Origin of the sequence: Streptomyces sp. NPDC087428 (genome assembly GCF_044744085.1) — a bacterium.
Classification (GTDB): Bacteria; Actinomycetota; Actinomycetes; order Streptomycetales; family Streptomycetaceae; genus Streptomyces.
Map to the genome: position 1 here is coordinate 748,066 of NZ_JBIUXR010000002.1, position 20,493 is coordinate 768,558.

General features: G+C 69.5%; 24 protein-coding genes and 3 pseudogenes. 7 read left to right on the forward strand and 20 right to left on the reverse strand.

The annotated features are described in order from the left end of the window. The first annotated feature begins 115 nt into the window (after positions 1–115). Complete coding sequence (locus ACIO3R_RS07040; RefSeq protein WP_402104054.1) at positions 116–622, forward strand: GNAT family N-acetyltransferase; 507 nt, start codon at positions 116–118, stop codon at positions 620–622. Between the two features lie 79 nt (positions 623–701). On the opposite strand, the gene ACIO3R_RS07045 is transcribed toward ACIO3R_RS07040, so the two are convergent. Beyond that, the gene (locus tag ACIO3R_RS07045) at positions 702–1,223 is read right to left on the reverse strand and encodes a winged helix-turn-helix transcriptional regulator (RefSeq protein ID WP_402104057.1); all 522 of its coding nucleotides are present in this window, start codon (positions 1,221–1,223) and stop codon (positions 702–704) included. Between the two features lie 85 nt (positions 1,224–1,308). On the opposite strand from ACIO3R_RS07045, the gene ACIO3R_RS07050 reads away from it, so the two are divergent. From ACIO3R_RS07050 to ACIO3R_RS07065, 4 genes and pseudogenes are all read left to right on the forward strand, one after another. Then, entirely contained in the window at positions 1,309–1,953 is a 645-nt protein-coding gene (locus ACIO3R_RS07050; RefSeq protein ID WP_385028207.1) for a dihydrofolate reductase family protein, read from the forward strand. Positions 1,954–2,034: 81 nt separating this feature from the next. Continuing rightward, positions 2,035–2,952: pseudogene (locus ACIO3R_RS07055) on the forward strand (hypothetical protein). 84 nt (positions 2,953–3,036) lie between these two features. Further along, the gene (locus ACIO3R_RS07060) at positions 3,037–3,375 is read left to right on the forward strand and encodes a PadR family transcriptional regulator (RefSeq protein ID WP_363027159.1); all 339 of its coding nucleotides are present in this window, start codon (positions 3,037–3,039) and stop codon (positions 3,373–3,375) included. Then, on the forward strand, positions 3,372–4,271 hold the full coding sequence (locus ACIO3R_RS07065) for a hypothetical protein (RefSeq protein ID WP_402104061.1): 900 nt from the start codon (positions 3,372–3,374) through the stop codon (positions 4,269–4,271). The genes ACIO3R_RS07060 and ACIO3R_RS07065 overlap by 4 nt, the downstream gene beginning before the upstream one ends. A 39-nt stretch (positions 4,272–4,310) precedes the next feature. Here ACIO3R_RS07065 and ACIO3R_RS07070 read toward each other — a convergent pair whose 3' ends face one another. The 6 genes and pseudogenes from ACIO3R_RS07070 to ACIO3R_RS07095 form a co-directional block, all read right to left on the reverse strand. Next, complete coding sequence (locus ACIO3R_RS07070; RefSeq protein WP_385028198.1) at positions 4,311–5,087, reverse strand: class I SAM-dependent methyltransferase; 777 nt, start codon at positions 5,085–5,087, stop codon at positions 4,311–4,313. Between the two features lie 183 nt (positions 5,088–5,270). Then, positions 5,271–6,506, reverse strand: a complete 1,236-nt coding sequence (locus tag ACIO3R_RS07075) for an MFS transporter (RefSeq protein ID WP_402104065.1) — start codon at positions 6,504–6,506, stop codon at positions 5,271–5,273. Between the two features lie 462 nt (positions 6,507–6,968). After that, on the reverse strand, positions 6,969–7,115 hold the full coding sequence (locus tag ACIO3R_RS07080) for a hypothetical protein (RefSeq protein ID WP_363027168.1): 147 nt from the start codon (positions 7,113–7,115) through the stop codon (positions 6,969–6,971). 304 nt (positions 7,116–7,419) lie between these two features. Beyond that, a pseudogene (locus ACIO3R_RS07085) lies at positions 7,420–7,703 on the reverse strand (transposase family protein); the annotation flags it as partial. A 46-nt stretch (positions 7,704–7,749) separates the two neighbouring features. Continuing rightward, positions 7,750–7,975, reverse strand: a pseudogene (locus ACIO3R_RS07090) (transposase); the annotation flags it as partial. 137 nt (positions 7,976–8,112) lie between these two features. Next, complete coding sequence (locus ACIO3R_RS07095) at positions 8,113–8,484, reverse strand: hypothetical protein (RefSeq protein WP_385028192.1); 372 nt, start codon at positions 8,482–8,484, stop codon at positions 8,113–8,115. 805 nt (positions 8,485–9,289) lie between these two features. Between ACIO3R_RS07095 and ACIO3R_RS07100 the strand changes: the two genes are divergently transcribed. Then, a complete protein-coding gene (locus ACIO3R_RS07100; RefSeq protein WP_402104070.1) occupies positions 9,290–9,922 on the forward strand; it encodes an HAD family hydrolase in 633 nt (210 codons plus the stop codon). A gap of 250 nt (positions 9,923–10,172) precedes the next feature. Here ACIO3R_RS07100 and ACIO3R_RS07105 read toward each other — a convergent pair whose 3' ends face one another. Both ACIO3R_RS07105 and ACIO3R_RS07110 read right to left on the reverse strand, forming a co-directional pair. Then, on the reverse strand, positions 10,173–10,922 hold the full coding sequence (locus ACIO3R_RS07105) for a hypothetical protein (protein WP_402104073.1): 750 nt from the start codon (positions 10,920–10,922) through the stop codon (positions 10,173–10,175). After that, entirely contained in the window at positions 10,919–11,236 is a 318-nt protein-coding gene (locus ACIO3R_RS07110) for a PadR family transcriptional regulator (RefSeq protein WP_402104076.1), read from the reverse strand. Before ACIO3R_RS07110 ends, ACIO3R_RS07105 begins: the two co-directional genes overlap by 4 nt. A gap of 119 nt (positions 11,237–11,355) precedes the next feature. Between ACIO3R_RS07110 and ACIO3R_RS07115 the strand changes: the two genes are divergently transcribed. Continuing rightward, positions 11,356–11,766, forward strand: coding sequence for a RidA family protein (locus ACIO3R_RS07115; protein ID WP_385028181.1), 411 nt, complete (start codon positions 11,356–11,358; stop codon positions 11,764–11,766). Positions 11,767–12,005: 239 nt separating this feature from the next. Here ACIO3R_RS07115 and ACIO3R_RS07120 read toward each other — a convergent pair whose 3' ends face one another. The 11 genes from ACIO3R_RS07120 to ACIO3R_RS07170 form a co-directional block, all read right to left on the reverse strand. Continuing rightward, positions 12,006–13,301, reverse strand: coding sequence for an MFS transporter (locus ACIO3R_RS07120; RefSeq protein ID WP_402104080.1), 1,296 nt, complete (start codon positions 13,299–13,301; stop codon positions 12,006–12,008). Continuing rightward, positions 13,298–13,837: an ArsR/SmtB family transcription factor gene (locus ACIO3R_RS07125; RefSeq protein WP_402104084.1), complete on the reverse strand. Its 540-nt coding sequence runs from the start codon at positions 13,835–13,837 to the stop codon at positions 13,298–13,300. The genes ACIO3R_RS07120 and ACIO3R_RS07125 overlap by 4 nt, the downstream gene beginning before the upstream one ends. A 479-nt stretch (positions 13,838–14,316) precedes the next feature. Further along, positions 14,317–14,544, reverse strand: coding sequence for a hypothetical protein (locus tag ACIO3R_RS07130; RefSeq protein ID WP_385028172.1), 228 nt, complete (start codon positions 14,542–14,544; stop codon positions 14,317–14,319). A gap of 297 nt (positions 14,545–14,841) precedes the next feature. Continuing rightward, positions 14,842–15,900 carry an HNH endonuclease gene (locus ACIO3R_RS07135; protein WP_385028169.1) on the reverse strand — a complete coding sequence of 353 codons (1,059 nt, stop codon included), beginning with the start codon at positions 15,898–15,900 and terminating at the stop codon, positions 14,842–14,844. Between the two features lie 1,055 nt (positions 15,901–16,955). Then, positions 16,956–17,102: a hypothetical protein gene (locus ACIO3R_RS07140; protein WP_402104088.1), complete on the reverse strand. Its 147-nt coding sequence runs from the start codon at positions 17,100–17,102 to the stop codon at positions 16,956–16,958. A 202-nt stretch (positions 17,103–17,304) separates the two neighbouring features. Further along, complete coding sequence (locus tag ACIO3R_RS07145; RefSeq protein WP_402104091.1) at positions 17,305–17,532, reverse strand: hypothetical protein; 228 nt, start codon at positions 17,530–17,532, stop codon at positions 17,305–17,307. A 97-nt stretch (positions 17,533–17,629) separates the two neighbouring features. Further along, complete coding sequence (locus tag ACIO3R_RS07150; RefSeq protein WP_402104094.1) at positions 17,630–18,865, reverse strand: multiprotein-bridging factor 1 family protein; 1,236 nt, start codon at positions 18,863–18,865, stop codon at positions 17,630–17,632. Positions 18,866–18,996: 131 nt separating this feature from the next. Beyond that, positions 18,997–19,233, reverse strand: a complete 237-nt coding sequence (locus ACIO3R_RS07155) for a hypothetical protein (RefSeq protein WP_402104095.1) — start codon at positions 19,231–19,233, stop codon at positions 18,997–18,999. 23 nt (positions 19,234–19,256) lie between these two features. Next, positions 19,257–19,487, reverse strand: coding sequence for a hypothetical protein (locus tag ACIO3R_RS07160; protein WP_402104098.1), 231 nt, complete (start codon positions 19,485–19,487; stop codon positions 19,257–19,259). 3 nt (positions 19,488–19,490) lie between these two features. Beyond that, positions 19,491–19,712, reverse strand: a complete 222-nt coding sequence (locus ACIO3R_RS07165) for a hypothetical protein (protein WP_402104101.1) — start codon at positions 19,710–19,712, stop codon at positions 19,491–19,493. A 3-nt stretch (positions 19,713–19,715) separates the two neighbouring features. Beyond that, entirely contained in the window at positions 19,716–20,474 is a 759-nt protein-coding gene (locus ACIO3R_RS07170; RefSeq protein ID WP_402104103.1) for an N-acetylmuramoyl-L-alanine amidase, read from the reverse strand. Positions 20,475–20,493 lie beyond the last annotated feature (19 nt).

A 20,493-nucleotide genomic window follows, 5' to 3' on the forward strand; every position in this document is an offset into this window, starting at 1 on the left:
GCCGAACGGGTGAGGGCGGCCCGGAACCGGGGGCGCCCGGCCCCGGCCCGCCCCGGGAAATCCGCTTGGCAGGGGCCTCTCCGGAGGGAATCCTTTCCGGTCGGAGGTGGTGGCGATGACCGACGTCGTACTGAGGCTCTCGGCCCGCGATCTGGTTCCCGGCGATCTGGAGTCCTGCGGGTGGTCGGGCTCGGCGCTCCACGTGGAGAACATCGCAGGACAGCTGGCACGGGCCCGGCGCGGCGAGGTGGACTACCTGGCGGTGTGTCCGCCGTCGGGCATCCCGGTGGCGATCGGCGGGGTCGACTACGGCGCCCGGAAGGGCGCGGGCAGGCTGTGGCAACTGGCGGTCCATCCCGCGCTCCAGTCCTGCGGGATCGGCACGTTCCTGATCACCGCGGCCGAACGTCGGATCGCCTCCCGCGGCCTGCGGCGGGCCGAACTCGACGTGGAGGACAACAACCCGCGTGCCCGCGCGCTGTACGAGCGCCTGGGGTACGTGGCGTACGGCCGACAGCCCGACTCCTGGGACGAGTTGGCCCCGGACGGCTCGGTTCGCCGTTACGAGACGATGTGTACGCAGATGGCCCGGGACCTCGACGGGACCCCGCCGGCCGGATAGGGACAGCCGGACGAGCCCTGCCGCGCCCCGCCCACCGGCACTTGCTCACCGGCACTCGCTCAGCGGCACCCGGCACCTTTCAGCTTTCGGACACCACGCGTTCGTAGGCCAGGGTGAGCTCGGCGAGGACACCGTCGGCACGCTGCGGACGGCCTTCGAGGTGCAGGGCGCGGAGCTCGTCCATGAACCTCTCCCCCATTTCGGGGCCGCCGCGGGCGAGGAGCTGGGCACGGATCGACAGCTCGGGTGTGGTCGGGAGCCATCGGGAGCCCCAGTCGCCCAGCTGCGTCATGAGCGGGACGAGCTGGATCGATGCCTCGGTGAGCCGGTACTCGATCTTCTGCCGGTGACTCGGGTCGTCGTGCCGGGTGAGCAGACCGGCGCCCACGAGCTTCGACAGCCGGGCGGCCAGGATGTTCGACGCGATGCCCTCGACCGAATGCGCGAGGAGCTCACGGAAGTGCCGGTAGCCACCGAACATGACGTCCCGCAGCACGACCAGGCTCCACCGGTCGCCCAGCAGCTCGACGGTCAGGTTGATCGGGCAGCCGGATTTCCCTTCCGGCACGGGCAGGCGGCCCGTCTGTTCTGGTTGCGGCATACCCCCAGCGTAGTACGCTGCAACCGGTTGCTGATTGCAACCGGATGATGTCGGACGACGCCTGTCGGTGCCCAGAGGGGGATGCATGTCACAGCTGTTGCGGGTGCAGTGCTTCAACGTGTCGCGGGACGGTTTCGGGGCCGGTGAGGGCCAGAGCCTGGAGCGGCCCTTCGGCCACGGGGACCCCACCGCCCTGTTCTCCTGGGCGGGTGCCACCGCCAGCTGGGTGAACCGCACCGAACCCGGCGGCACGCGAGGCCTGGACGACTACCTGACCCGCGACCACACCCGGAACATCGGCGCGGAGATCATGGGCCGCAACAAGTTCGGCCCCCAGCGGGGCCCGTGGGAGGACCACGAGTGGCAGGGCTGGTGGGGAGACAACCCGCCGTTCCACACGCCGGTCTTCGTGCTCACCCATCACGAGCGCCCCTCCTTCACCCTGGCCGACACCACCTTCCACTTCCTCGACGCGAAACCGGCCGAGGCGCTGGCACGCGCGAAGGAGGCCGCCGACGGCCGGGACGTGCGCCTCGGTGGCGGGGTTGCCACCGTCCGCGAGTTCCTCGATGCCGACCTGGTCGACACGCTGCACATCGCCGTGGCGCCCGTCGACCTGGGCCGGGGCGAACGGCTGTGGGAGAGCCACACCGAACTGCTCGACCGCTTCCACGTCGAGTCGGTGCCGAGCCCCAGCGGAATCACCCACCTCCTGTTCTGGAGGCGATGACCACGATCGATCCCGGCGATCCGGTTGACCGGTAGCGGCGGGGGCGGGGGCTGCCTCGACCACCGGGCCGTGAACGGCCCGGTGGCGACAGAACCTCCGACCAACCCCACCCCGCCCCTCCTTGCTCCCCCGGCTCCGCCGAGTCCGTGGCGGGATGCCGACTTCCGCCGGCTGTGGGTGGGGCAGACCGCCTCCCGGTTCGGGGCGCAGGCCGGTCAGGCGGTCCTGCCGCTCGTCGCCGTGGTGTCGCTCGACGCGGGAGCCGGGCAACTCGGCGCCCTGCGCGCGGTGGAGCAGGCGCCGATCCTGCTGCTCTCGCTCTTCGTCGGCGGCAACAGCTCCCTGCGGGCCGTGGGCCTGGCCTCGGCGCTCTATCAGTTCTCCTTCGCCGCTCTGATCGCCGTCTATCTGTTCCACCTCCCCCGCGGACTGCGTCCGCCGGGCACGGCCGACGGCCTGGCGCTCGCGGCGACGGGCCCCGGCGCGGTCGTGGGCTCACTGCCGGCGGTGTGACTGCCGGGGAGATTCGGGTTCGGCCCGGTGCTGGTGGCGTCGGCGGTACTGGCCGACGCTGTGATGCTCTGCGTACCGGCGCTGCGCGGCTCCCCTGCCGTGACACTTCCGGCGCTCATGGGGATCAACTTCCTTTTCGGTACGTTCAGTCAGCTGGTCAACGTCACGACGACGGCCGTACGGCAGGCCGTCACGCCCCTCCGGATCCAGGGCCGGGTCGTGGCGACGATCAACTTCGCCGGCCTGGGCCTGACGCCACTGGGTTCGTTGCTGGGCGGCCTTCTGACCGTTCAGTGGGGGCTGCGTACGAGCCTGCTCCTCACCGCCGCCGCCGTGGCGCTGTCCCCGCTGTTCATGGCCCTGTCCCCGCCGGCCCGCCTGGGCACGTCACTCCCGGACCAGCACCGACCGACAGGCGGACGGAGGGGATTGGACCGGATGGACCGGGCAGCACGTGGCCGACCAGACCAGGCAGAACACACGTGACCGACCCGACCAGGCAGAACAGCAGTACCGAGCCGACCCCTTCCCCCTTCCGATATATGCCGGTGAGTGACTTATCATGCGGGCATGAGTGATCGTGCGATGCAGGAACCGACCCTGCTGCTTTTGACCGCGCTCGCGGACGAGCCCCGCCACGGCTACGCGATCGCCCGTGAGGTCGAGAAGATCTCGGGCGGCCGGGTCACGATGCGGACCGGCACGCTGTACGGAGGCCTGGAGCGCCTCCTGAACGAGGGGCTGATCGAGGTGCACGCGGAGGAGGTCGTGGACAGCCGGCTGCGCCGCACCTACACCCTCACCCCGGCCGGCCGGGAGGGCCTGGCCGCCGAGGTGCGACGGATCGCCGCCACCGCGCGTGAGGCCACCCGGCGCCTGGGCGTCGCGGGGAAGCCGGCCACCGCATGAGCGCCCCGCTGCTGCGCCTGTACCCGGTCGGCTTCCGGCACGCCTTCGGGGACGAAATAGCCGAGGCCTACCGCGAGGCGACCGAAGGGGCAGGCAGGATCGCCCGGTTCCGGGAAGCCTGCGACATCGCGGCGCACGCGCTCCGCCTCCGCCTGGGCCTGGGGTCCACCCAGCGCGGCGGACGCCTCTTCGCGGCCGCGGCCCCCTTCGCGCTGGCGGCCACGGCCACGTACTCCGCCTTCGCGCTCCTCTCGGTGATCGGCGACCGGATCGCCAGCGGCGACCCGGACTTCCTGGTTCCGCTCAGCTACGTCCTGGGCGGCTGCAACCTGCTGGCCCTCATCGGGGCGGTCGTCGCGCTGGGCGGGCGCTTCCTGGCCGGTGCGCGGTGCGCGTTCGCGGGTGTGCTGGCCACGGCCGTGGTCCTGCTCGCGCTTCTTCTGCCGGCCGGTGCGTCCATGCCCCTGGAGTTCACGGCGTACCTGCTGACGCCCGTGGTCGCGGCCGTCGTCCCGCTGATCTGCCCGCCGGACCTGCGCCCGCCCGACCGGATCCGGAGTGCGGCGGGGATCGTGGCGCTCGCGATCTGGGCCCCGCTCTCCCTGGTCGTCCTCGCCATGGCCGATGCGCACGGACTGGGGTCCGTCATCCTGTGGCGCCTCGGCGCCCCGATGGTCGCCGCCCTGGCCCTGACGGGCCGCCGGGCACCGGCCGGCATCCGTACCACCGGCCAGTTCGCCCTGGCCTGCGCGCCCTTCGTCGCCATGGGGTACTGCACCGGGGTGGTAGACCGGGACACGCTGCTTCCGGTCGCCGGCCTGCTCGCCGGCGCGGCCGTGGTCATGCGCCTGTGGCGGATGCGCGACAGGGACTCCGGCACGGCGGGCACGCGTTGAGGCTGCCGGGGCTGGGGCCGGGGCCGGGAGCCGGTCACGTCATCCGGCGCTGACCCGGATCTTGGACTGCCCGTGGCCGAGCTTCTCCCAGTCCTCCATGAACCGCGCGGCAAGTCCGTGCCGGGCGGCGAGGTCGACGAGGGTCTGGGTCCGGTAGTAGAAGTCCTCGCGCAGGACCTGGTGTTCGGCGCCGGTGGTGCGGTCGAAGGTGAAGTCGAAGTGGCCACCGGGGGCCAGCACCCGGCCGACGTGGGCGAGACACTCGTCGATGATCTCGATCGGCGAGTGCGAGAACACGCTGTGGGCGTGGACGACGTCGAAGTGCGCGTCGGGCAGGAAGTCCAGCGTCAGGTCCTTGGTGATGGTCAGATGCGGGACCTTGGCCTGAAGCCCCTGCGCCGTAAGCGTCTGCTTCGCGGCGATCAGGATGTCGGGCGAGATGTCGATGCCGTAGTAGTGCCCGGCTTCGAGGTGGTCGATGAAGCGCCAGCCCGCCCGGAGGTTGCCGCAGCCGATGTCGAGCATCCGGGCCCCGGGGGCGAGTCCGTGCCCCAGGAGGTAGTCGAACTGCATCTGCCCCAGCGCGAGCCAGCGCTCGTGCGTCTGACTGCCCACGGCGGCCTCGGGGTTGCGGCGGGTGTCCGAGGCCATCACGGCCCGGTAGTAGTTCACGTGGTCGGGGTGCTTGAAGGCCAGCCAGCGGTCACGAGCGGCCCGCTTCAGATACGGGGCTATGCGGTCCGGGCGGCTCGCGGCGTATCGGGCCTTGTGGACGAGAGATTCACGGTTGGCGACGAGGTTCTTCTTGCTGGCCATGGCTACTCCATCTCCGTTGCGGGGCTGCGCGCCGCCCCCGGGTGAGTCGCAGCTTCGACCGACCCCGGGGGTCGGAGCTTCACGGGGGCAACTATAGGTCGGTCACCGACATATACAAACCAGCGGGGTATGCAGGGATTCACGCAGCCGGGCACCGGACACACGCGCCCCCTCACCGGCGGCTCACGCCCGCTCGATCCGGTACACATCGCGTACGCACGCATTGGCCAGGGTGGCGGCGAGGATCACTCCCGCGCACACCAACAGAATGTGCCGGCTGGTCCAGTGCTTCGAGGCCACCGCCACCAGCAGGTACGCGATCGGGACGGCGAGGCGTTCACCCACGGCGTTGAACGCGCCGAGGCGCCCCAACTCCTCGTCACGTAACTGCTGTTGCATGACCGTGGACCAGGAGACGATCGCGACGTCCAGCCCGATACCGGCGAGAACGGCGGCCATGAGCACGCAGGCGAGGGGCAGTTCCAGCCCCAGCGCGGCCAGGGGAAGCATGATCCCCGCGCTGGTCACCACGCAGACCAGCATCAGCCGTCGCGGCTTCCAGGCCAGGCAGAGGAACGTACCCGCGAGCAGTCCGGCGGCGAAGGCGCCCTGCACCAGCCCCCACGAACGGGCACCCGCGTAGCTGTCGGCCGCCACGAGGGGCCCGAGCAACTGGTACCCGGCCAGCCAGGCCGCCACGACCGCGGTTCCGGCCACGGTGTAGGTCCACAACCAGCTCCGCGAACGGAACCCGGCCCAGCCCGCACGGAGATCGCCCACGACCCCGCGCCCGGTGGGGACGGAGCCGACGAGCCGGAGCCCGAGCAGGAGAAGGGCGGCGGCCACGAACGTACCCGCGTCCCACCCGAGCGCCCAGGCGGGACCCGCGAACGCCACGACGAATCCGCCGGCGACCGGCCCGATGACCTTGACGGCGTTCCCGGGAACCCGGACCAGCGCGTTGGCCTGTTGCAGTTGCTCCTTCGCCACGAGCCGAGTCGCGATCCCCTGGGCGGCGGGCGCGACGAAGGCGGCCGACACCCCGGAGAAGCAGGCGCAGACGCTGATCGCGAGTGTCGTCGCCGCACCTGTCGCCACCAGAATGCCGACTGCGGCCTGCGCCAGCCCGGCACCGAGATTCCCGAGGAAGAGGATCCGGCTGCGGGACATCCGGTCCGCCAGCACGCCGCCCAGAAGAAGGAGGACCAGGGTCGGCACGGTGTTCGCGGCGAGCACGATCCCGAGCGACCGCGCGCCCCCGCCCTGGTCGATCACGGCGAACGCGAGCGCCACGGGCGCCATCGCCGAACCCGTCGCGGATACGAGGTGGGCGAGCAGGAACCGGCGAAAGGCCGGTAACCGCAGCGGGGACACGGCACGCGCCCCCTGCTCATGCTCCTGTCGGGCGGTGGTGGTCATGGCCCTCCTGCCGGGTGGCACCGCAACCCGGCGCCGGGAGAACGACGGAGCGGCGTATCGACAGAATGGCCCAGCGAAAGCCACGGAGGAGGTGAAAGGCGTGGAGAACGCGGAATACGCAGAAGACGCGCGAGGTGCGGGAGGTTGGATCGTCGACCGCCAGGCCCGCAACACCGACTGGTGGCGCGCGCACCGCGGCACGTCGGCAGCCGGGATGGCCACGGAGGGCCGGATCACCGAGCGAATCGCCTGGTCACACCGCGAACACGCCTTCACGACCGCCACCGCGCCGCGAACACGCCTTCACGAGCGCCCACCGCGCCGCGTTCACGTCAGCACCGCGCTGAGACGTCCGCCCCCGGGCGAAGCAGGCTCTGCTCCGCCCAGCGGACCGCCGGGCCCCGGGGCCCTCTCACGCGCAGCTTCCCCGGGCCATCCGGCTTGCCGGCCCGTCGAGAGCCGTCAGGCGCTCTCGACGAAGCGCACGCACCAGGCGTAACCGCTCAGGTTGTCGTGCGAGACCCGCTGCACCTCTCTGACCTGGCAGCCGTCGTGCGCGTACTTATGGGCGAACCGGTCGAGGCGCTGTGCGTCGGTGAGATCTTCCATGGACAGCGGTGCTCCGACAACAAGGTCTTCGTGAAGGACTGAGTCCGGCGTGGCACCGTCCACGCAGGCCGAGCAATGGTGCGTTCTAGGTAGGGCCATACGCCCAGTGTGCCCCTACCTGGGCTGTTCCGACTCCCACAGCCAGATCGGCCGCTCGACTGAGCGCCCCGGACCGGCCCGGCGGACCGGCCCGGCGGACCATTCAGCGGGGGTCCTGGCCCGGCTCCGTCAGCGCCTTGAGCCGCGCCAGGTCGGCGGCAACCATGTCGGCGTCGCGCCGGAGGTCGGAGTCGCTCATTCCTGGCCGTCGACGAAGGGTGAACACCGGGCCGGAAACGTCGATCACCCGACCCGCGGCTGACTTCGGCATCCCGAACAGCGGAGCAGTTGCCGCATCGTCAAGTTGGTCCGCCCGTACCTGGCACCAGTAACACTCGGTCCTTCAGCGACAGCTTCCACGGCCGTCCCGCCCCGGGGAGTTGGCACCCTCACGACGTAGCGCGGTCACCAACTTGGCGAAGACGCGCGGGCTCAGCCCGGTGAACGGGCTGTCCAGGTCGGCTCGGACGCCGTGATCACACCTGACATGATCAAGTTCATCGCGGAGCAAGATCACTTACGGGACAGCCTTTGACGGCCGCCCGTTCCGACACGCGCCTCGCGGTTCGGGAACGCCGACCGGGCAGGCGAGGTGAGCGCGGATGTCCCTGACCCCCGGCGGAGGCGGTGGGGTTCCCCAGGGCCGGCGAAGGTCCACGGCGAGCGGGCGAGCGGGCGAGCGAGCGGGCGAGCGGGAGCTGGGTGTGAGCGACGATCAGGATCCAGGTCCAGCGGTCCGCCACCTCGGGAGCACGAAGTTGCCCTCACGGCCTTCGTCGTGACCACGTGAACCTTGGTCGGAGCACGTGATCAGACGAAGGCCGCCCCCACGTACGGCGAATCCCCAGGTGAGCAACCCCGTACGAGACACCGTTCGAGGCCGGAAGAACCGGTCGGCCTACAGGTACTCGAGCAGCCAGCCGACGGGGGCGTTGTCGACCATGTCACCGGCGCTCTTCTTCACCCGCCCGATGCTGACCTTCTGGATTCCCGCGGGGAGCTTCTCCGCGAGCCGGCCGTCGCCCGCGATGATGTCCCAGTTCTTGACGACGGACCAGGTCGTGCCGTTATGCAGGGCCACCCGCAGGCGCACGTCGGCCCAGTCGGAACCGAAACTGAGGTAACCGTCGCCCCAGACGGTGCTGTTGCCCTGGTTGGGGTTCGGCACCGCCAGCACGATGGCGTGCTTGTAGTGAATGAGTCCGCCCGACTCGTTGATCGCGAAGCCGTGCGGAACCTCACCGGTCTGGAAGTGGGACTGGGTAGCCACTGGCACTCCTTGTCTGTCCGGCGAACGGGCCCGATACAGATGGCCCACAACAGTCGGACCGTCAGATGCTGCGCTTGCGATCAGCGCACCCTCACTATGCGAGCGGCGCCACCACTATGGAAGTCTTTATGGCATTCAAGGCAAATACATGACTTATAACCGATGAGCGATTTTATGTACGAATTAGTCACTCTGGAGCAGTACCTCGCGATCGCCCCTTCCTGGGTTATTGAGGACGGGGGCCCGCCTCACGGCGGCGGTATCACCGCAAGGCGGTTCGAGTTCGCCAGGCCCACGACATGCAACCGCCCCGGTACGAGCACTGAGCGGCTCATGCCGGGGCGATGACGTGCGATTGTCACCCAGAACGAACCCACGCGAGGCACGGAGATCATCGCCCCCCCTTGCCAGCCCGGAAGGGGCGCGCCATCCGCCGGCGCCACAGAGGTCGCCTGGTATGTGGCTCGGGGCCTCCCCGACCCATCAACGACCGCCAGCCCCGCCGGGGCGAACTTTCCGCCGCTGACGACGATCACGGGCCGGCCGTAGCGGTACTCGATCGCCAATGCCCCGATGTCCTCGGGCTTGACGTCTTCGGCCGGGATGAGCTGGGGCGCTTCAGAGGTCGGAGCCGCGTCGGCCAGGGATTGGTGCAGCCATGCCGGCACCTGGGCCGGGGCCGTTCTTTGTCTTCGGCCGTCTCGGCTCATACACCCTCAATCTCCCTCGCGTGGTGCGTCGCTAGCTCGCAGGCCGGGGACGAGGTCACGTGAGGCCGCGGTGAACGCTGTGCTATCCAAGGGCAGTGACGACTACCAAGATCGCCAGTAGGCCCTTCGACGCGGTGCTGTGCGACCTCGACAACGTGATCCGCTTCTACGACACGACGCAACTGTCAATCCTGGAGCGTGGTGCGGGGCTGGCAGAGGGCACAACCGAGAGGGTGGCGTTTGCGCCGGAGACAGACCTGCCGCTGCTCCTCGGGACGATCACCAAGCAGCAGTGGGTGGAGTCCATAGTGATCGGCCTCACAGGTCAGGTGCCGGAGGCCCAAGCGCACGAGCTGGGTGCCGCACTGGCCAAGGCGCCGTTCTGGGCCGACGAAGTGGTGGTGGCCATGCTCCGTCAGGTGCGGGCACACGTGCCTCTGGTTCTGGTGACCAATGCGACCGTGGAGCTGGAGGACGACCTGGCCTCGCTGGGTCTGTCGGATTTCGCCGACCACGTCGTCAGCAGCGCACGGGTGGGGGTGGCCAAGCCGGACCGGAAGATCTACGAGATCGCGGCCGGGCAAGCGGGTGTCGACATGAGCCGGTGCCTATTCGTGGATGACCGGCTTGAGAACGTCGAGGCTGCGGTCGGGCTCGGGATGACCGGCGTGCACTACCGCGGACCGGCCGACCTCCGTGGGCCGTTGGGCTTCATGCTGGAGAGCTGAAACCGCCGTGAGCACTCGCTGGGCCGTACCAGGTGAGGCAACACGGCGAGAACGCCGCTACGCCCTTCCGGATCACCGTGTTGGGACCCGACAAGACCGAGTGATCCGGGGGTACCTGGCTCCAGGAGAAATCACCGGGCACCCCGCTTCTTCTAGCCTCGGCCACTGTCCTGTCTTCTAGCCTCGGCCACTGTCCTGCTCGCAGAGGACGGCCGGTCGTCCGGTGGCTTTCCCCACGTCGTCGAGGTTGCTACTGGTCTCTGGACTCGCTGTGCGTCGACGCGAGCTCGACGCCGCGAATTCTGCGGAGCCAGCCGACGAACAGCCGGAGCGCGATCCCGCACCCGGCACACCACCCCCAGCCCTCGGTGACGAGTGCGTGCACACCGTCCTCGTGCTGGATGTACAAGATCTGCGCACCCACGGCCAGCGCGATGAACCCGTGCGTACGCGACTCCACCGACAGCAGCCAGTCCACCGGCGTCCACAGTGGAGCAGCGAGATCACTGATCCGCATCCGGAGCGCCGCCCAGAGGAAGCCGAGGGCATAGCGCATCCTGCGGCGTGAAGAGAGGACGACGCCGTTCCCGGGGTCGCCGCCAAGGATTGCGGCCCACTCCTCCCGGAGGTGTGCCCTACGGTCTCCGGCGACATAGGAAGCGAAGCCCACAGTCCGAAGGCCGGCCCTGCTGTCCGGGGCATCCGTGGCAGCAGGGGCGGTCTCAGGCTCCCCCTCCACCGCCTGCGGGCCCTCGCGCAGAGCGGCGAACAGGAGACCGACCGCGGCGACCAGGAGCGCTACCGCCGATACCCCGCCGAACACCCAGCCCCCGGCGAGCACGGTCCGGGCGATCGCAGGCTCTGGGTCGAGCGTCTTCAGGATGTAGCCGACGAGCAGCAAGGCGATGGCCAGCGCGCCGGACAACACCGGTGCCAGCACGGCGACAACAGTCACCACGCCGGCGCCGACGACCTCGGCCGGGCGCTCGTCGGTACTCACGACGCGCCCCCTTCGGCTGCTGTGCGCAGCCCGAAGAGTCGAGGCTGCCGCTCCCTGGCCTGCTGGGCCGCACGCTGACCGGTGGCGGTGAGTTCGTAGTAGTACCGCTTCGGCCGCCCCGGGTGCTCAGCCGTCCCCTCATACCGGGTGGCCCATCCCGCGCCGACCAGACGCTCAAGGATGGGATACACGGTCCCGGACCCGAGGACGGCCTCCTCACAGATCTTCAGCCCCCACGCCGGATCATCGGCAGTGGACGCCAGCAGCACCTTGATCACCTCAAGTGTGGTGCGGGTAAGACGAATTGATGCCATGTCACGAGCGAAGCACCACACCCAGCATGTGTCGAGTACGACATTCGATCGCTCGGGCCCCGTGTGGCTGCGGCAGAATTGGAGTGCGTGCCGGCAGCACGTTGGCCAGACTCGCAGGCATGACTGAGAAGATCACCCGCATCAACCCCGAGCAGTTGCACCCAACGCCTGGCTACCACCACGTCACCGTGGTGGAGTCCGGCCGCACCGCCTACCTCGCAGGACAGTGTCCGCTTGATGGAAACGGCGACCTCGTCGGTTCCGGCTCTCTTGAGAAACAGGTCGACCAGGTCGCGGCGAACGCGTTCGCCGCACTCGCGGCCGTGAGCGCTCAGCCGCGGCACGTGGTCCGGTCAGTGATCTACGTGCGGAGCGACGACAGGGACGATCTGGGAGCCGTGTGGCAGCAGCTCACCGAGTCGTCCATCGGCCAGGCGTTCACAACCGCCAGCACACTCCTGGGCGTTGCTCAATTGGGCTTTACCGGACAACTCGTCGAGGTGGATCTCACCGTGGCGCTGCCCGACTGAGGCGGCTCGCCGCCCGCCCCCGAACAGGGTCTCGAACCCGGGGCCATGCCGGGTATGCGCAGGACGCCGAGGCGGCCTCCGTCCGGTCACACGGTGCACATGACCACGACGAATGCGCCGCGGAAGGGATGAGTCGGCTGCCTGACGCTGCCCGGAGGGGTGCGCTCGCCGAAGCGTCACAACTGTTCGGGGAAGCGTCACGGCTGTTCGGGGAAGCGTCACGGCTGTTCGGGGAAGCGTCACAACTGTTCGGGTGCACCTTCCCGAACGGGCTCCGCGGACTCCGGGTGGCCCGGCCCGCCGACAGCGGCCGCGCCACGCAGCGCCGCCTCGACCCGACGGTTGCCGGTCATGCTCGCCGTGACGGCGGTCATGGTGAGGAGGAGGCCGGCGGCGGCGTAGAGCGGGGTGCGTATGTCGTACGTGGTGGCCAGCCAGCCGCCGAGGAAGGCGCCGAACGGGGCGGCGCACATGGCGAGCATGCGGGAGGTGGAGGCGACCCGGCCCATCAGGTGGGCCGGGACGATCGCCTGCCGGAGGGAGGGCCCGAGCACCATCGTCGCGCCCATGCCCGCACCGCAGACGGCGAGCGCGAGCCCGGCCACGTACGGATTCGGGGCGGCGGCAAGCCCCAGGACGGCAAGCCCCTCGACCGCGGCCGTACAGGTCAGCGCCGTGCCGGTGCCGAGCCGTCGGCCGAGGAAGGAGGCGATGCCCGCGCCGAGCAGGCCGCCGGTGGCCTCCGCCGTGAGGAGCAGGCCGAAGCCGAAGGTGTCGATGCCGAGACGGTCGTGCGCGAAGAGGGCGAGTACGGTCTCCACGGCGAGGAAGGCCACGTTCCCGACCGCCGGACGGAGCGCGAGCCCGAGCAGCAACCGGTCCCGGAAGACGTACGAGGCCCCGTCCCGCGCCTGTCCAAGCAGCGACTCGCGCGCCTCCGGTCCGGGCCGGGGCGCGGCGGGCAGCGACCGTACGAGCACGGCGGAGAGCGCGAACGACACCGCGTCCGCGAGCAGCGGAACCGCCCGCCCGAGCGCGAGCAGCGCACTGCCCGCAGGCGGCCCCGCGAAGCCGGACGCGGCGGTCTGGGCGCCGCGCAGACGGGAGTTGGCGCGCGCCAGGAGTGCGGGGTCGCGGCCGAGCAGATGCGGCAGATAGGCCGTGGCGGCCGTGTCGAAGAAGAGTCCGCCGAGGCCGAGCAGGAAGGCGACGGCCGCGAGCAGCGGAATGCTCAGCACATCGAGCGCGGCGGCCGCCGCCGGTATCGCGAGCAGCGCCGCACGTGCCGCGTCCGCGACCCACATCGTGCGCCGGCGGTCCCAACGGTCCACCAGCGCACCCCCGAGCACCCCGAAGAGCAGCCACGGCAGCGTCCCGGCGGCCGTGACGACGGCGAGCGCCATCGGATCCCGGGTCAACGTCAACGCCAGCAGCGGCAGCGCGGCGTGCGTCACCCCGTCGCCGAGCGAGGACACCGTCTGCGCGGTCCACAGCCGCCCGAACCCGGTCGGCAACTTCCTTATATCTGCCGTCACTTGGCGTCCCCCTCGACGCGCTCGCCCGGCGCCGGCCGGAACAGCGCGAAGGCGAGCGACACGTCCGGCAGCGACGGATCGGACACGTCCCGGTACTCGTCCGCCAGTGCCTCCATCCGCTCCCCCAGCTCCGTGAACTGCTCCTCGGTGAGCCGCAGATGCGCCATCCTCACGTACCGCTCGCCATCCACCGGCGCCGCCTCCAGGTCCGCCACCGCATGCCGCATCAGCACATCCGGCCCGCCCGCCCCCGGATCCGGCAGCACGATCGCCCGCGCGGCCATCGCGTAGTACCGCTCGGTGACGCCTCGCACCTTCCGCGTCCGCACCACCTTCACCAGGCCGGCCCGCTCAAGCAGCCGCACGTGATAGCTGGAACTCCCCTTCGCGAGGCCCACCCGCCCGGCGATCTGCGTGATCGTCGCCGGCTCGAAGCGGAGCACGGCCATGATCCGGTGACGCGTGAGATTGGAGACGGCGCGTAGCTGCTCGTCAGTGGTGACATGAATCGTCTCGGGAAGATCATCGGCAGACATGCACTCAATGGTCAACGATCGTTGACCATTGAGCAAGCAGGTTTCGCACGACCGTCCGAAATCCGCTGCCCGGTGCGGGTCGCCATCGCTCCCGCATGGCCGCCCAGAGCTGCTGAACGACACCCGTCCACCTCACCCGGAACCGCCAACGCAGCGCAGTACGGGCGACGTTGATGGCAACTCACGCTTCTACGGGCGGGAATGCGAGAGCCCCCGAGGACAGCGAGGGCCCGTGGCGGCCGACCCATCGCGGCTTACGGCGCGATCGCCCACATGCGGGCGGCGGCGCACCGGGCGCACCACTCGCTCTCCGCACCGAGGCCACTGCTCCGACGGGGCCGTCGCGGTGAGCACCGAACTCGTCGTGAAAACGGGTTGCCCCCTGCAGAAGCGGCTGTTGTTCGCCTTGGACGGGCGGATGCGCTTCCTCATCCGCTGCCCCCGAGCCTTGCGCCCAACTGTCCTGGCTTCGTCCGGGGTCAGACGTTGAAGTCGGCCTCGTGCGCAACCAGGGTGCGTTCGCCGGTGAGACTGGCACCGTGGGCCTGTTGCTGCATCACCATGATGCGCGCCTTCGGCACGAGGCGGTCGGAGTCGTCGAGCACGGTCTTGCGCCGGTCGACGAAAGGCTGTCCGCCGCCGAGGTCGGTGGGCTCACACCTGCTGTTTCCTACTGCGGGCGCGGGGCGGGATCGAACCGCCGGCATCTGCCCTGTAAGTCTGACAACGACATCTGGGCCATCACCACAGCTCAGTCTGTCTGTCCGTCTGTGGGCTGCGATGGCCGCACCGGCTGCGGACTCCGTGACGTTCCCCAAACGACAGCGGCTGACCGCTTGAACCCCCGGCCCGGGCATCTGAGCGAGCACACTCGAAGGAACACCCGATTTGTAAGTTCGACCGGCGACGGTCAAGCAGCCTGGCGCGCACCGCCGCGGCTGCCGTCCAGGGCCCTCCAGAGCTGCCGTTGTGCGCCGTCGTTGATGTCGGCAGTAGATGTCAGCTCACGGCTTCGGCATCTGCTCGTCGGCTGCCCTCCGCGGTCGTGTCAGAGCTGCCGCAGCACGCCTGTCATCTGCATGCTTCTGCTCTATTGAGGCTCGCAGCTCCCCAGGGGTCGGCCATGGCGCCCGCCGGTGGATCATGCGGTGACAGTTGGCGCAGATGAGGGCGAGATCGCTGAGCTTGGTCCGCCCCTCCCCCGCTACGTGGAGCGGTAGGACGTGATGACACTCGATGTACCCGGCACCACGGCCCCCGTAGACCTTTTCGAAGTCGAAGCCACACGACTCACAAGCGAGCCGTCCGCCGCGCTGAAGAACGGAAGCGATCTTCTTCTTGCGCAGAGCCTTGTTCCGCTCACGGCTCCGGTGCCGGCTGAGCAGCAACCTGCCTTCCGGGGCACTGTAGTCGTCTTCCTCCTCGGCCTCGGGTGGCAGGTCCTGGAACTCTCCTGCGCCGAGTCCTTGCCGGATGCGCCGGGCCACCTCTGCCATCTCAGCCGGTCGGGCGAGGAAGTCGTTCATGACTTCGACATCCAGGGCGTTACCGTTAGTGGGCTTCCCTGTGTAGTCGGGGTGTCGGGACGTAATGTCAACCGTTTTGCGTGCTACCCCGTTGGGGTTCCGGAACAACTCGTTACGTAGTTCTTCAGGGTGGATCGGCATGGTCTGAAGCAATGCAGACAGTTCGACCACACGCAGGTCGTTGAACTCCAGTCGCTTCCAACCGTTGGCCATGGCCAGGTCGCAGGCAAGGATGATCTCGTCGCGCGTCCAATCGGGGCTCCGAGACGAACGGATTGTGAAGCCCAGTTGGGCTAGCCACCTGGCGGCATGGGACCGTCCGCCGATCAGCTCGTCCGGCTTCAGTGCACGGCCGTGATCGAACTTGTGAGCTACGCCGGCGATGGCTTTCGAGTCGTAGGTTCGCTCCTCATGCAGGAGGAGATACCCGGTTGCCGGCTTGTACCCGTACTTGGACAGAAACCCGTCTTGCCCCAGCTCGTCGTACTCTGTCAGAGCCTTGAAGACACCGTCTCGGCTGATCGCACCTTTGCGCATGACGGAAGCCTACGGGCGGCCACTGAGAGCAGGTCAGTTGCGCACCGCAACCCACCACTCGCCCCTCTCTCCCATCCCGTCCGCCTTCGACCCACACATCGCGGAGCGGGCATGGTTCATGGCGTCAAGGTGGAACGCGCCACTATCTCTTCCACCTCTGGCGCGAGAGCGATGGCCCCAGCGGTCCGGCTCCCGTCACGAAGCATGAAGACGGTCCCAGCCTTGATGGTCGACAACAGGAGACCGGCGGGGGCGCCAGTCCGCGGGATGCTCAAGTTCTCGAATCGCGAGGCGTTCAGCTTGAGGACCACCTCGCACTTGCGAACTTCGTAGCCGGGCCACCTGCAGCGGGTGGGACTACCGCCTCCCGGTCCGGTCCGGGCCGGCCGTCAGCCAGCCAGCCTGAAGCATGGTCGCGCAATCGCACCAAGACTCGCGGTCGTAAGGAGCAGCGAGCCAGCGCCCGACTGCACCCGTTAATGTCAGATGGAAATACAAAAGGCCCCCAACCAAGATCGATTGGGGGCCTTTGCACTGGTGGGCGCGGGCAGTTTCGAACTGCCGACATCTGCTTTGTAAGACGAGAGGGATTCCTCTGGCTCACTCCGGGAGACTCCAGGGGGGCCGATTCACCTGGCATTTCCTCAGCCACGCTCCGGTCCGCACCGGAGATTCTGGCCCTATCTGGGACCTCCGCTCACGCACCGCTCACGCAATCCGTCTCCCCCGTAAGGGGGGTGACCTGCGCAGACTCCAGTATCTCGTACCAGGTCGCGCACGACAATGGGCACATGAAGAAGCCCAGACCGCGCGTGGTCGGGGCTCTTGCCTGCCCGCACCCCGGCCGCCGCCGGCCACGGGTACGGGCAGGAGCTCAGCGGGTAGGGCGGTGCGGGTATGACTGTGGGTGCGCCCGGGACCTGGTGCACGGCGCCTTGTGGATGTAGATCGTGGTCCCGGGGCCGGTGGCCGCGTGGATGTCGATGGGCTCGGCCTCGTCCGGGCGCATCGGCCGGTCGCAGCGATCGCAGATCACTGCGTCTCCGAGCGGGGGCTCATCGGCGGGCCGCCCGCCAGGCGCGGCCGAGGTGGGCGGCGGCGGCGCAAGGTGCCCCCGCGAGGCAGGTGGTGCACACCAGGGTGTGGCCGAGCCATGTCCGGTACGCCGTGTCGGCCTGGTCGGTCTTCGAGAGAGTGATCACGACCGGCCGCCCTGCTGCTGGCAGTTGCGGCACGAGCGAGGGAACCACATGGCCGCGGACCCGTGAGCGTCGATGCGGCGCGGGCCGAGGTCGACAGCTGTGCGGGCGTTCAGAGTTGCCGAGCAGTGGACACATGCCGCGCCGCGCTGCTGCCGGTCGGACAGCGACGCGACAGGCGGTACCTTGCGGGGGGCTGTGGTCGTCACGCGGTCACCCCCGCCCAGACCATGCTCAGCACCGGGCCAGCGAGCAGAGCGATAAGGCGGTCGCGCAGCGCCTCGGCTTCGGTCCGGGAAAGCACGAGCGGTACCTCGGCCTGCAACTCGTCGAGGTCGTACAGGGCGACAGGTACCCGTACCTCACCGGTCGTGGAGTCGCCGATCGGTAAGGCGGCCTGCTGTGGTGACGCGTGCCAGGTCATGACGGACACGAGAGCCCCCTGCGGTAGCGGTTGACGGACCGTCACCGTAGGGGGATGCGTGAGGCAGAAGGGGGACAGTCTGTCCCCCTGTCCCACACCGCCCCTGTTACCCGACGGTAGCTACGCCGACTGCTTTCGCGAGCAGCGACGTCTCCGCGCGCATCGACCGCGGGCTGTTGCGCCAGAGATCAGCCGCCACCACTCGGGCCGACGGGGTGAACGCCACTGTCTCCGCGCCGATCTCGTGCGCCTTCTGCATGACGTGCAGCGCCGCCGTGCGGTCGCCGCGGTGCAAATGCCCCCGCGCCACCTCGACCCACAGCCGGGCCCGGCGCTCAACGGAGGGCATCACGTCCGGGTCGAGGTCGTCCGCGGTACCGAGTGCCTTCTGCGACTTTTTCAGGTCGGTCAACACGCTGACGGCGTGGAAGTCCACGTTGGCTCGGCCGAACACGGTCGACGGGTGGACGTACGCGGCGGGCAGGGACTTGGCCACCTGGTCGCCCTTCCCCCAGTACCGCCACGCATCACCCTCAGATCCCTCGCGCGCCGCCGTAACCGCGGCGTGCAGCTGGAGCGCGCCGTAGATCCCGCGCCAGTCGTCCGGCGCCCCGTCGAGGTGCGGGCGGATCAGGTCGGCGGCCTCCTGGACCACGCGCAACGCCTCTTCGGGGTACGACGTCTCACGAAGGATGTTGCCCATGTTCCAGGCGCTGGCCGCTATGGCGGCCGGCTGGTCCGCATCCTGCGCGGCTGACAGAGCCCTGTCGGCCACCACCCACGCGAGCTCGGCCGGTGCCACGTAGGCAGTCGCCTGCCCGGTGAGGCGGTAAATATCGGAGAGGGCGACGAGCGCCGCGCGTCGCTGCTCGCCGTCGAGGGACCGGGCAGCGTGCTCGCCATCCCGGATGAGTGAGGGCAGCAGCGCGCCAACCTCGGTCCTGTTGCGGTTGGAGGTGTGCCACAGGCGCCACGTCTGGTCAGCGCGCCCCTGGAGGACCGTCGGGTCTACTGCCCAGGCCGCCGGGCTGGCAAGGGTGCGGGTCATTACTGCGGACCAGATCGCGGGCATACCGGGGTGGGAAAGGCGGCCGAGGGGGACGGGCTGCGCGGTGCCGCCAGCGTCGGTGCCAGTGATGACGGACAGGTCTGAGATCTGGAGAGCGGCAGCGAGCTGGAGCAGCAGGGTATGGGAGCGCAGTTCGCGTTCGCCAGATTCGATCTTCTTGAGCCAGTCCGGGCCGCGGCCGCACAGCCCGGCGAGGACTGGCCGGGACATGCCGCGGGACTCACGCAGTACGCGGATCCGCTCGCCGGTCGTGAGCTCATCGGGGTTGTCCATTGGTGCCCCTTCTGCCGATGCCGTGTCGCCAGGGTACGGCCGGGCGACGGCTGTTGGGGAGGCCGCAGAGGGCTGAACGCGCGAAGGCGCCCCCTGCCCCGGCCGAAGCCGGGCAGGGGGCGCGTGCGGGTTCAGCGGATGAGGGCGAGGACCCCGGTAGCAGTGCCAGCCACACCAGCCAGCACACCGATCGTCGGCAACGGCCACCGCCCCCGCTCCAGAGACCGCAGCCGGGTCTCGTGATCCGCGACGTCCGTGCCAAGCTCGGTCAGCCCCTGGCCGATCCCGTCGAGTTTCGTCTCCACCCGGACCATGCCATCGCTCAGGGATCTCAGCTCCTGGTACATCTGCCCCGGAGGGATGTACACCCCCGGGTCCTGCGGCGTCACGGCTACCCCACCCGGCCGGACGCCGGGTCCGCCGTCGCGGACAGAGTGGACGCCGTACCCCTTCGGCCGAGGTGGCCAGCGATCCAGCCCTTCGCCGCGGCAAGGACGAGCGCGGCCGGCGCCGCCCACCACACCGGGAGGTCCGCCACCTCCACCGCGACCAGAGCGACCGCGGCCTGCGCGCCCGTCCACCCCGCGCGCTCGCCAAGGTCCAACAGCAGCTGTGCGTTCATCGGTCAGGCCTCCGGGATGGTGTCGAGTGCAGCGCGGACAAAGCAGTCCTTCGCCTCCAGCAGCTTCCGCAGGCCGGCCGTCAGCTCGGGCCCGTCCGGTAGCGCGTCAGCCAGCTGCTGCGCGAGGTCCCCGCACGGCTTGCTCACGGTCTTGAGGTGCGGGGGCAGGTGACCGTACTCGAAGTAGCGGAGGAGGTGCGTGGTGCCGGGGTGGCGTTCGGTCATGGGTCAGCCCACCTTCTTCGCGAGCGCGGTGACGGCCGCGGTGAGGGCGGCCACGTCGGACCGCAGCGCGGTCACCTCCGCCGCCGTGGCGGTGACCGCGTTCTCGATCGTGTCGACTACCTTCTTGGTGTTCCGCAGGTAGGCGTAGGCGTCCGACGTCTCGCCCTGCGCCACGTTCTTGTACGACCAGAGATCCTTCGGGGTAGGCATGTCGTCCTCCTGGTTGGTGGTGGCCCCGGTCGCGCGGGCGACGATGCCGGGGAAGATCACGTCGTGGAACTGGCGGACCCGCGCAGGGCCGGGGCAGCTGTGCGCGTCCGGATTCCAGGCGGTGTGCAGGCGGTGGTAGCCAAACCCCGGGTCGCTGGCGGTGCGGCAGATCCGGAGCGGGATCCCGTGCTTCTCGTGGAGCCACACGCCGAGCCGGATGATGGACTCGACCTGGGCGTCCGTCCACGGATCCGACGCCTGCAAGTTCGAGGCGGACTCCAGCGACACAGCGCCCGTACCGTCCGCCCTGCGGTTTGCCGCGCCGGTCGCATCGGCGCGAGTCTCGGTCCCGATGTACTGGGCGAGGCTGCCGTCGTACCCGAGGCCGAAGTGGCTTTCCAGATTCGTGCTGTCGCGCCAGTACTCGTAGGTCCGCTCGGGCGTCCACGGCGCGACGATGCTGTGCAGGATGAACTGCGTGGGCTTGATGGCAGGCTGAGCGTCGGACTCCGGCTGGAGCTCCATCTTCTTGGCACCTGAGTACCAGACCATGCGCTTCTCCAGACATGAC

Excerpts from the sequence above, each read along its gene's own strand:
- ACIO3R_RS07115 (WP_385028181.1), top strand. The coding sequence starts at position 11,356 with ATGACTGAGAAGATCACCCGCATCAACCCCGAGCAGTTGCACCCAACG.
- ACIO3R_RS07160 (WP_402104098.1), bottom strand. The coding sequence starts at position 19,487 with ATGAACGCACAGCTGCTGTTGGACCTTGGCGAGCGCGCGGGGTGGACG.
- ACIO3R_RS07070 (WP_385028198.1), bottom strand. The coding sequence starts at position 5,087 with ATGGCCAGCAAGAAGAACCTCGTCGCCAACCGTGAATCTCTCGTCCAC.
- ACIO3R_RS07050 (WP_385028207.1), top strand. The coding sequence starts at position 1,309 with ATGTCACAGCTGTTGCGGGTGCAGTGCTTCAACGTGTCGCGGGACGGT.
- ACIO3R_RS07040 (WP_402104054.1), top strand. The coding sequence starts at position 116 with ATGACCGACGTCGTACTGAGGCTCTCGGCCCGCGATCTGGTTCCCGGC.
- ACIO3R_RS07110 (WP_402104076.1), bottom strand. The coding sequence starts at position 11,236 with ATGGCATCAATTCGTCTTACCCGCACCACACTTGAGGTGATCAAGGTG.
- ACIO3R_RS07165 (WP_402104101.1), bottom strand. The coding sequence starts at position 19,712 with ATGACCGAACGCCACCCCGGCACCACGCACCTCCTCCGCTACTTCGAG.
- ACIO3R_RS07080 (WP_363027168.1), bottom strand. The coding sequence starts at position 7,115 with ATGGAAGATCTCACCGACGCACAGCGCCTCGACCGGTTCGCCCATAAG.
- ACIO3R_RS07135 (WP_385028169.1), bottom strand. The coding sequence starts at position 15,900 with ATGCGCAAAGGTGCGATCAGCCGAGACGGTGTCTTCAAGGCTCTGACA.
- ACIO3R_RS07060 (WP_363027159.1), top strand. The coding sequence starts at position 3,037 with ATGAGTGATCGTGCGATGCAGGAACCGACCCTGCTGCTTTTGACCGCG.
- ACIO3R_RS07065 (WP_402104061.1), top strand. The coding sequence starts at position 3,372 with ATGAGCGCCCCGCTGCTGCGCCTGTACCCGGTCGGCTTCCGGCACGCC.
- ACIO3R_RS07170 (WP_402104103.1), bottom strand. The coding sequence starts at position 20,474 with ATGGTCTGGTACTCAGGTGCCAAGAAGATGGAGCTCCAGCCGGAGTCC.
- ACIO3R_RS07045 (WP_402104057.1), bottom strand. The coding sequence starts at position 1,223 with ATGCCGCAACCAGAACAGACGGGCCGCCTGCCCGTGCCGGAAGGGAAA.
- ACIO3R_RS07075 (WP_402104065.1), bottom strand. The coding sequence starts at position 6,506 with ATGACCACCACCGCCCGACAGGAGCATGAGCAGGGGGCGCGTGCCGTG.
- ACIO3R_RS07125 (WP_402104084.1), bottom strand. The coding sequence starts at position 13,837 with ATGTCTGCCGATGATCTTCCCGAGACGATTCATGTCACCACTGACGAG.
- ACIO3R_RS07130 (WP_385028172.1), bottom strand. The coding sequence starts at position 14,544 with ATGCCGGCGGTTCGATCCCGCCCCGCGCCCGCAGTAGGAAACAGCAGG.
- ACIO3R_RS07150 (WP_402104094.1), bottom strand. The coding sequence starts at position 18,865 with ATGGACAACCCCGATGAGCTCACGACCGGCGAGCGGATCCGCGTACTG.